The organism is Lactobacillus sp. HMSC08B12, from assembly GCF_001808415.1.
Taxonomy (GTDB): Bacteria; Bacillota; Bacilli; order Lactobacillales; family Lactobacillaceae; genus Lactobacillus; species Lactobacillus delbrueckii.
On record NZ_KV793213.1, the window covers coordinates 1 to 1,409 of the forward strand.

Genomic DNA, 1,409 nt, shown 5'->3' on the forward strand with positions numbered 1-1,409 from the left:
GTCATTTACACAAGTTTTTATACTGAACCGTTTTTAGCAATTGCCTTAGACGAGCGCTTGGACAAAGTCCAAGCAAAGTCTGACCAAATCCTTTCTAACTTGAAAAAGCAATGCTACCACGTTTCAATCGGGATCAAGCAGGCAAAGGCCGACCACTTAAATGTCAGTGACCTGCTCTACCAGGCAGACAAGGCCATGCGCAAATCCAAGGAAGAATTCTACAAGAAAGCCGAGAGCGACCGCCAGGCCCGGTAATCTTCTTTCTTTACTACATTTATGACTGCAGAGAAAAAGCCGGTATTAACCGGCTCTTTCTATTGCTTCTAAAGCTTGCATTTCTTTAATAACCAAGATGGTTGAGCCCAAGACGCAGATGATTCTGGCTCCCAGTTCCGCGCTCCAGAAAGCATTAGTCTGAAGAGGCGTTAAAAGCAGCCAGGTAGCGGCTAGCTTAAGGGCTAATTCACCCAAGTTGCAGTAGAGGTATTCCTTCATCAAAACCATGCTTCTGAGCAATCCTTCATTCAAGAACTTGAAGATGGAGAAAAGCTGGATGCCGACAAAAGCATAGAGGTAAACTCTGAAGAAGGAGTAAGCTGCCTGGTTTTGGCCTGAATCAAAGAACATGCCTGCCAATAGCTGGCAGAAGATGACCGACAGGGCTGAGCTGACCAGCCAGTAGATGAGGGAGACATTGCTGCAGTAGCGGTAAACTGCTTTAACAGCAGAGTACGTTTTTGCCGCCAATAACTGAGCCGTCATCAGAGTTAACGTCTGGGCAAAGCCAACCAGGACGATCCGGGCCAGGTTCATGACCTTGACGATAGCGACATAGCCCAAGATTGCCTCCTGGCCAAAGGGGTTGACCCAGGCCTGAACCAATGTTGCACCGAAGGTGATCGCGAATTGCTGGAAGATTGTTGGCAGGGCAATATGAAGGATGGACTTGATTTTTGTCCAGGAGAGGTCAGGCTTAAGGGAGACAGGCTCTTCTTCCTGCCGGTCCATTTTTGCCAAAAGGTAGAGGGTGACCAGCATGGTGATCCCTTGGGCTAAAACCGTGCCCAGGGCTGAACCTAATACACCCAGCTGCAAGACGAGAATGAAAAGAAGATTTAATAGTAGGTTTAAGATGCTGGAAGTTGCCAGGAGATAGAAGGAGATTTTGGCCCGCTCATTGGAGATTAAGATAGCCCGGCCAACGTCATAGATGTAGATGATCGGCAGGGCAAAGAGGTAGACCCGGCCATATAGGAGGGCATCCCCCACCATGTTTTCCGGTAAAGACACCGCCTTATAAAGAGCGGGCAGGGAGATCCAGGCAATTACCACTAAGACCAGACCGCTAATCGCACTGAGAAAGAGGGTGTCCCGGGCTATCAATGTCATTAAGTTAAGACATTGACTCT

The 1,409-nt window shown here is 48.3% G+C and carries 1 protein-coding gene and 1 pseudogene; one reads left to right on the plus strand and one right to left on the minus strand.

Annotation, left to right across the window (positions count from 1 at the left end; genetic code table 11):
- Positions 1-255: pseudogene (locus HMPREF3168_RS10205) on the plus strand (hypothetical protein); the annotation flags it as partial.
- A 45-nt stretch (positions 256-300) separates the two neighbouring features.
- On the opposite strand, the gene HMPREF3168_RS08830 reads toward HMPREF3168_RS10205, so the two are convergent.
- Positions 301-1,409, minus strand: a 1,109-nt coding sequence (locus tag HMPREF3168_RS08830; protein ID WP_148129893.1) for an MATE family efflux transporter, incomplete at its 5' end; no start/stop codon positions are given.